7 protein-coding genes and 1 other annotated feature are annotated in these 7611 nt (G+C 59.6%); of the genes, 1 reads left to right on the forward strand and 6 read right to left on the reverse strand.

Annotated features, from left to right (window positions below):
- The 4 genes from Q0526_RS07805 to ilvB form a co-directional block, all read right to left on the reverse strand.
- The coding region (locus Q0526_RS07805) for a dihydroxy-acid dehydratase (RefSeq protein ID WP_298732274.1) at window positions 1–275 on the reverse strand (275 nt) is incomplete at its 3' end.
- Between the two features lie 45 nt (window positions 276–320).
- Window positions 321–1340 (reverse strand): ketol-acid reductoisomerase, encoded by a 1020-nt coding sequence (gene ilvC / locus Q0526_RS07810; protein WP_298732275.1) that lies wholly within the window; start codon window positions 1338–1340, stop codon window positions 321–323.
- A 66-nt stretch (window positions 1341–1406) separates the two neighbouring features.
- Window positions 1407–1994, reverse strand: a complete 588-nt coding sequence (gene ilvN, locus Q0526_RS07815; RefSeq protein ID WP_298732276.1) for an acetolactate synthase small subunit — start codon at window positions 1992–1994, stop codon at window positions 1407–1409.
- 10 nt (window positions 1995–2004) lie between these two features.
- The gene (gene ilvB, locus Q0526_RS07820; RefSeq protein ID WP_298732277.1) at window positions 2005–3669 is read right to left on the reverse strand and encodes a biosynthetic-type acetolactate synthase large subunit; all 1665 of its coding nucleotides are present in this window, start codon (window positions 3667–3669) and stop codon (window positions 2005–2007) included.
- 88 nt (window positions 3670–3757) lie between these two features.
- Window positions 3758–4003, reverse strand: a binding site (T-box leader).
- Between the two features lie 121 nt (window positions 4004–4124).
- Between ilvB and Q0526_RS07825 the strand changes: the two genes are divergently transcribed.
- Window positions 4125–5300: an ATP-binding protein gene (locus Q0526_RS07825; protein ID WP_298732278.1), complete on the forward strand. Its 1176-nt coding sequence runs from the start codon at window positions 4125–4127 to the stop codon at window positions 5298–5300.
- A gap of 38 nt (window positions 5301–5338) precedes the next feature.
- Here the strand turns inward: Q0526_RS07825 and ilvA are convergent, their stop codons facing one another.
- Together ilvA and Q0526_RS07835 are read right to left on the reverse strand one after the other, a co-directional pair.
- Complete coding sequence (gene ilvA / locus Q0526_RS07830; RefSeq protein WP_298732279.1) at window positions 5339–6544, reverse strand: threonine ammonia-lyase; 1206 nt, start codon at window positions 6542–6544, stop codon at window positions 5339–5341.
- Window positions 6545–6914: 370 nt separating this feature from the next.
- Window positions 6915–7611, reverse strand: a 697-nt coding sequence (locus Q0526_RS07835; RefSeq protein ID WP_298732280.1) for an aldose epimerase, incomplete at its 5' end; no start/stop codon positions are given.

Consider the following 7611-nt stretch of genomic DNA (forward strand, 5'->3'; position numbering starts at 1 on the left):
GCGAGGGAATACTTCATGCCCACATGGCCCATGGCGATGCCGTCACAGACACCGATGGCAGGCATGAGGATGGGGGTACCGCCGGCCATTCGCACACCGGCCTTGACGGCGTCCGCCAGTTTATCCAGATTCATGTGGCCGGGCACGATCTCGCTGTAAGCGGACACCACGCCGATCAACGGGCGGTCCAGTTCCTCCGGCGTATAGCCCAGCGCATAGAACAGGCTGCGGTTGGGTGCCCGTTCGGGGCCCTTTTTCACGTTATCACTGTTCATGGGTTTCGTCTCCATTCGATTGGATTGGGGATGGCTTGGCTGGAATTACTTTTTCAGCCAGCTCATCATCTGACGCAGTTCCTTGCCCACCTTCTCGATGAGGTGCTCGGACTGCATACGGCGCTGGGCCAGGAAGTGGACCTTACGGCCGCCGTTGGGGCTCATCTCGGTGAGGAACTCAGAGGCAAAGGTGCCGTCCTGAATCTCGGTCAGAACCTTCTTCATCTCCTTGCGGGTCTCCTCGGTGATGAGGCGCTTGCCGGTGCGGTAGTCGCCGTACTCGGCGGTGTTGGAGATGGAGTACCGCATCTTATCGAAGCCGCCTTCGTTGATCAGGTCAACGATGAGCTTCATCTCGTGGCAGGTCTCGAAGTAAGCCATCTCGGGGGCATAGCCAGCTTCCACCAGCGTATCGAAACCGGCGTGGATCAACTCGCAGACACCGCCGCAGAGCACAGCCTGCTCGCCGAAGAGGTCGGTCTCGGTCTCCTCTTTGAAGGTCGTCTCCAGAATGCCCGCACGGCCGGCGCCGATGCCAGAAGCATAAGCCAGGGCGATGTCCTTGGCCTTGCCGGTGTAGTCCTGCTCCACGCAGATCAGGCTGGGCACGCCGTGGCCTTCCACATACTGGCTGCGGACGGTGTGGCCGGGACCCTTGGGAGCAATCATGATGACGTCCACATTCTTCGGGGGGACGATGGTCTTGAAATGGATGTTAAAGCCGTGGGCAAAGGCCAGCGCCTTGCCTTCGGTCATGTAGGGCGCGACCTGACGGTTGTAGATGTCGGCGCAGAGTTCGTCGGGCACCAGCATCATGACGACGTCACCAGCCTTGGCGGCCTCTTCCACTTCCATGACCTTGAAGTTGTCATGGGTTTCGGCAAATTTCGCGGCCTTCTCCCAGTGACCGGAGCCCTTGCGCAGACCGACGACGACGTTGACGCCGCTTTCGGCCAAGTTTTCGGAATGGGCATGACCCTGAGAGCCAAAGCCAATGACGGCAACGGTCTTGCCGTCGAGCATGCCGAGGTTGCAGTCGGAATCGTAATACTTATTGATCGCCATGGTGAGTGTCTCCTTTTTTTATATAGTAGATTTTTTTATGGAAAACGTAGGGGGGACTTTCCCGCCTTACGGCTGGGGACAATGGGTGCCGGGCAGCGGCAACTGCGCTTCGCGGATTTCCTGCGCCGGCTTTTGCATGTGCTGGTGCTTACCGCCCCGTTCCAGCGCCGTGACGCCGGTGCGGCAAAGCTCCAAGATTTCGTAGCCGTTGAACATCGTCAGGAAGGCGTCGATCTTGTCCGGCTTGCCGGTCAGTTCAAACACCATGCTGTCCGGGGACAGGTCGATGATCTTGGCCTTGTAAATGCTGGAGATCTCCCGCAGTTCAGCCCGGTTTTGGTTGTTGCAGGCCACCTTGAGGAGCAGCAGCTCCCGCTGCAGGCTCTTTTCGGGATCCAATTCAAAGATCTGGCGGGTCACTTCCAGACGCTCGGTTTGCAGGATCAACTGGCTCAGGGCCTGCTCGTCCCCGCGGAGCGTCACGGTAATGCGGCTGATTTTGGGATCGTTGGTAGCCGACACCGTCAGGCTGTCGATGTTGAAGCCCCGACGGCAGAACAGGCTGGCTACCCGGGCCAGAACACCGTTCTGGTTGTCCACCAGCAGGCTGATAACGCGGCGCTGGTTGGGGTTGGTTTGCTGCATAGAATCCATCCTGTTCACCTCATTCCATGATGATGTCGTTGATGTCGCCGCCGCCCGGGATCATGGGCAGCACCTTCTCGTCCTTGCCGATGCGGCAGTCGATCCAACTGGGTCCCTGCTGCTTCATGGCGTCGGCGAAGGCAGCCTTAAATTCCTCGGGGGTCGTGGCACGGTAGCCCTTGGCACCGAAGCCCTCGGCCACCTTGACAAAGTCGGTATGGCGGTGGGGGTCGGTGTCGGAGTAGCGCTTGCCGTAGAAGGTGGTCTGCCACTGCCGGACCATGCCCAACACCTGATTGTTGAAGATGACCGTGATGATGGGCAGTCCATAGCTTACCGCCGTGCAGCCCTCATTCAGGTTCATGTGGAAGGAACCGTCGCCGGTCAACATGATGACCCGGGCATCCCGTCCCAGTGCCATCTGGGCGCCGATGGCTGCGCCGTAGCCGAAGCCCATGGTGCCCAGACCGCCGCTGGTCAAAAAGCCGCGGCTCTTGGTGTGGTGCAGGTACTGGGCCGCCCACATCTGGTGCTGACCCACATCGGTGACATACACCGCTTCGGGTCCGGCCTGCCGGCAGATCTCATCGATGAGCTGGTGGGGTTTGAGTTCGGTATCGCTGTCCACCGGCTTGTAGTCATTTTTCTGCCACTGACGAATCTGCTCCATCCAGAGCTTATGCTCGGTCTTTTCCACATAGGGCAGGATGGCCTGCAAAATATAGCTGGCGTCGCCGGTCAGGCTTAGATCCACCGCCACGTTCTTGCCCAGCTCACTGGGGTCAATGTCGATCTGGATGATCTTAGCCCGCTTGGCGAAGGTATCGGGGTTGAGGGCGACCCGGTCGCTGAACCGCGTGCCCACCGCAATAACCAGATCTGCCTCGTCGATGGCCTTGTTGGCGGCATAGCAGCCATGCATGCCCAGCAGGCCCAGATTGTGGGGTTCGCCGTAACTGAGCACGCCCGCAGCCATCAGGGTGTAGGTGGCGGGCATACCGGTCTTTTCCAGCAGATCCCGCAGCGGCTGGCAGCCTGCCGCACTGCGTACACCGCCGCCGAAGTAGACGATGGGCCGCTGGGCCGCATTGATCATCTCGGCCGCCTTTTTCACGTCCGCTTCGTTGTAGCGCGTGACGGTGCGGATCAGCTCCGGCGCCTTGGGGGTGAACTCACAGACCGCAGCGGTCACATCCTTGGGGATGTCCACCAGCACCGGGCCTTTGCGGCCCTGCTGGGCAATGCGAAAAGCCGCCCGCATGGTGTCGGCCAGATCTTCCACCCGGCGCACCGTATAGTTATGTTTGGTAATGGGCATCGTAATGCCCTCGATATAGGCTTCTTGGAAGGAGTCCCGGCCCAGCAGGGTGGTGGCCACGTTTCCGGTGAAGGCCACCATGGGTACGCTGTCCATATAGGCGGTGGCAATACCGGTGACCAGATTGGTGGCGCCGGGGCCGCTGGTGGCCAGAACCACGCCGGTACGTCCGGTAGCCCGGGCGTAACCGTCCGCTGCGTGGGAGGCGCCCTGCTCGTGGGCGGTCAGCACCGTGTGTATACGGTCGGAATTTTTATACAATTCATCGTACAGGTTGAGGACAGCCCCGCCGGGGTAGCCGAACAGGGTGTCTACCCCCTGCTCCACCAGGACCTCAACAAAGATCTGCGAACCGTTGAGTTTCATGAATTCTTCTCCTTCCTATCTCCGATCTTCTGCGCCGGCGGCATGGGTGCGCAGGTAAGAATAAAAAAACAGCCTTTGCCCCTTGAACCCAAGAGACAAAGGCTGTAAAAGCGCTCTGCGGTACCACTCTTATTGGGAAAAAATTCCCCACTCACCGGACTTCCAACAAAGTCCTGCACTGTAACGGGTGCGCCCGTATCCACTTACTGGCTGTGCGTTCAGCGGATCTGCTCCGAGATCAGTTCGCGGTTTGCTTGCCCTGCTGCCTTGCACCAACCGGCAGTTCTCTGTTGGCTGTGTTCAAACCGTTACTAGTTCTCATCCAAGCATTTCTTGAATTTGTGTTAAACTATACCGCACTTCTTCCCATTTGTCAAGTTTTTTTGTGAAATTCTTGCAAGTTTATGCGGTACTGTTTATACTGAGAGTAGTTTCTTGGGAAAGGATCGATTTGTATGCAACGTATGGAATGGATGGCGCGTCTGGATGCTTTGGTGGTGTTCCGCAATCTGCTGGACACCCCCCTGCTGCGCGCCCTGCGTGCGGCACTGGCCGCGGAAGAATGTGATTTGGGCGGCGCCGTAGCTGCCTTTGAGGCGGCGCTTTTTGCCCGGGGCACCAACTGGACTGACGTGCTGCTGGACGACGTGCTGGAGGATGAGAACCTCTGTCTGCGCACGGCGGCGGGCGGCGATGCCGGCCCTGTGCTGGAAGCCGCGCTGGTAAGCGAGCTGGACTTTTTGCAGGCGCTGGGCCGGGCCGGATTGGATGATCTGTGCCACGGCGCACCGGAATATCTGCCCCGATGGGAAGTGACCCCCAACGCGGACTTCCATGCCGCGTACGAGGCACGGCGGGCGGCCGTGGGCCAGAAGGGCTACGGCATCTTTGCCCGGCATCACGTCTTCACCTTGGAGAACGGCCGGTTGGTGCCGGTGCGTTACCCCGATCCCCAGCGGCTGAGCGAACTGCCCGGCTACGAGCGGGAGCGGGAAAAAGTCATTGCCAACACCCGGGCGCTGCTGGAGGGTAAGCCCACCAACAACGTGCTGCTCTACGGCGATGCCGGCACCGGCAAATCCAGCACGGTGAAGGCCATTGCCAACGAGTTTGCCCCCGAAGGGCTGCGGCTCATTGAGGTGAAGAAGAACCAGCTGTACCAGATCCCCGCCCTGATGGACGAGCTGGCCAAGAATCCGCTGAAGTTCATTCTCTTCATCGACGACTTGAGCTTTGCCGCCAACGACGACAACTTTGCGGCGCTGAAAGCCATTCTGGAAGGCAGCGTGGGCGGCCGCAGCCACAATGTGGCGGTGTATGCCACCAGCAACCGGCGGCACCTTGTCAAGGAATCCATGACGGACCGCACCGGAGATGACCTGCACGCCTCGGATACCCGGCAGGAATTGATGAGTCTGGCGGCCCGGTTCGGTTTAACGGTGACTTTCCAGCAGCCCGACAAGGAGCGTTTCGATGCCATTCTGTTGGAGCTGGCCCGTCAATACGGTGTCCAGATGCCCAGCGATCAGCTGTACATCAAGGGCGCAGCGTTCGCCCTGCGGGCGGGGGGCCGCAGCCCCCGGGTGGCCAAGCAGTTTATCGAGATGCTGGCCGGCGGCGTCAAGGTTTAATACGCTTTTTCTGGCAGAGGCCTTCGGGCCTCTGTTTTTTATACCCGCTCGCTGACCAGCTCGAACCCGGCTTCGGTAAGCCGCTGCTTGATCTCTTCGATTTGGGCGGCATTGCGCGTTTCCAGCCCCAGTTTGAGGAAGCAACTGGTAATGGCCATGTTGGCATCAGACCGGTCGTGGTGCACACTGACCACGTTAGCGCCGCAAGCCGAGATGATATCGCTGACCAAGGTAAGCTGGCCGGGTTTGTCTTCCAGCGCGATCATCAAGTTGGACTTTCGTCCGCTCATGACCAGACCGCGGGTGATGACCCGGTTCAAGATATTCACATCGATGTTGCCGCCCGAAATCAGGCAAACCACCTTTTTGCCTGCCAGCGGCAGCTTGCCGAACAGTGCCGCCGCCACCGGCGTGGCCCCGGCCCCTTCGGCCACCAGTTTCTGGTTTTCCATCAACGAGAGGATCGCCGCGGCGATCTCGTCCTCGCTGACCGTAACCACATCGTCCACGTAGTTTTCCACCATCTGGTAGGTGATCTCGCCGGGGGTCTTGACCGCAATGCCGTCGGCAAAGGTGTCTACCCGATCCAGCGTTTCGTAGTGATGGTCGTGGAAAGCCCGCGCCATACTGGGCGCGCCCGCCGCCTGCACACCGTAGACCTTCACCTCGGGCCGCAGGCTCTTGATGGCGAAGGCCACACCGGAAATCAATCCGCCGCCGCCCACCGGCACGATCACCGCATCTACGTCGGGAAGCTGATCGAGAATCTCCAACCCAATCGTGCCCTGCCCCGCGATGACCAGCTCATCGTCATACGGATGGATGAAGGTCATACCGGTTTCCTGCTGCAGTTCCACCGCCCGGTCGTGGGCATCGTCGTAGGTGCCTTTGACCAGTTCCACTTCGGCCCCCAGCCGCTTGGTGCTTTCCACCTTCATAATGGGGGCGCCGTCCGGCATGCAGACTACGCTGTGAATCCCCATCCGGGTGGCGGCCAGCGCCACGCCCTGCGCGTGGTTGCCCGCCGAACAGGCAATCACGCCCTTGGCCCGCTCTTCCTCCGTGAGCTGGCTGATCTTGTAGTAAGCCCCCCGGACTTTGAAACTACCCGTCACCTGCAGGTTCTCGGTCTTAAGGTAAAGGTCGGTGCCCGGGCACAGCCGCGGCGCGGCAATCAGATCGGTTTTGCGGGCGATCTGCTTTAAAATAAATTTAGCGTGGTAGATCTTATCCAGTGTCAGCATGCGCTGCTCCCCCTTTATGAGAAATAGCACAGCCCGATCCGGCAAGATTCCGGACCGGGCTTTGGATTGCTTCCTTGCAATCCGTGGCGCTTGTTTGATTATAGTTGAGCGTTTCTAATTTGTAAAGTGAAAATATTTCACGTATATTTTTCTTGGTTATTTGCACAAACTTCTACGCCTATTTTTATGCAGTTGTACCAGTAAAACCTCCCCGAACCGAACTCTGTCCCTTTCCCGTTTTCGATCCGCATTCCGGCCATGCCTCCAATAAGGACCCGCACAGAGGTGGTTTCAGGGCCGCGGCTCCTGCCAGACAGCAACAGAAAGCCCCCGGCAACTGCGTAGCTGCCGGGGGCTTGTATTGCAGAAATTACTCGATGGTGATGGACCAAGTAAAGGTCTTTTCGGCACCGGGGGCCAGCGTCTCATGCTTGCCGTCCTCGTTCACCGAGTTGGCCCAGCCGTTCCACGGTTCCATGCAGACGAAGGACTCCGCATCCTGCTGCCAGAGCACACCGTTGCGGAAGCAGCTCTCGTCAAAGGCCACCGTCACTTTGTGGCCGTTACCGGCATCCGTCATGACCATGGGGCTCTTGACGCCGGTAAGCAGCCGAATGGAATCGGCGCTGCCCGGTTTGCGGGTCAGGGTGATCTCCTGCGGTGCCGCAGGCTGCTCACCCTTGGCATCCTCGGAGCAGGTAGCCGCCTGGATGGCAAAGCGGACATTCTCCAGCTTGCTGGCCGCAAAATAAGGATGGAAGCCCACGCTGAAGGGCAGCTCCTTGTCACCGGTGTTGGCCACCGTCAGAGCCAGCGTAGCGGTATTGCCCGCCAGCGTATACCGCATGGTGAGCAGGAAATCAAAGGGATAGACAAACTTGGTCAGCCCGTTGGGCGCCAAGGTCAGTTCGATGGCATCATCCGCCGCCGTCTTGACCTGCCACGGCACCAGATCGGCCAGACCATGGACCTCGATGGGATAGTCCGCGCCGCCGAAATGGTGCACGCCGCCGTCCGGCTTGCTGCAGCTGGGGAACAGGATGGGAATGCCGCAGCGGGGACGGTCG

This window comes from uncultured Subdoligranulum sp. (assembly GCF_937890665.1).

Bases quoted from the DNA above. Each gene is read 5' to 3' on its own strand.
- Q0526_RS07825 (WP_298732278.1), top strand. From the start codon at position 4,125: ATGCAACGTATGGAATGGATGGCGCGTCTGGATGCTTTGGTGGTGTTC.
- ilvN (WP_298732276.1), bottom strand. From the start codon at position 1,994: ATGGATTCTATGCAGCAAACCAACCCCAACCAGCGCCGCGTTATCAGC.
- ilvC (WP_298732275.1), bottom strand. From the start codon at position 1,340: ATGGCGATCAATAAGTATTACGATTCCGACTGCAACCTCGGCATGCTC.
- ilvA (WP_298732279.1), bottom strand. From the start codon at position 6,544: ATGCTGACACTGGATAAGATCTACCACGCTAAATTTATTTTAAAGCAG.
- ilvB (WP_298732277.1), bottom strand. From the start codon at position 3,669: ATGAAACTCAACGGTTCGCAGATCTTTGTTGAGGTCCTGGTGGAGCAG.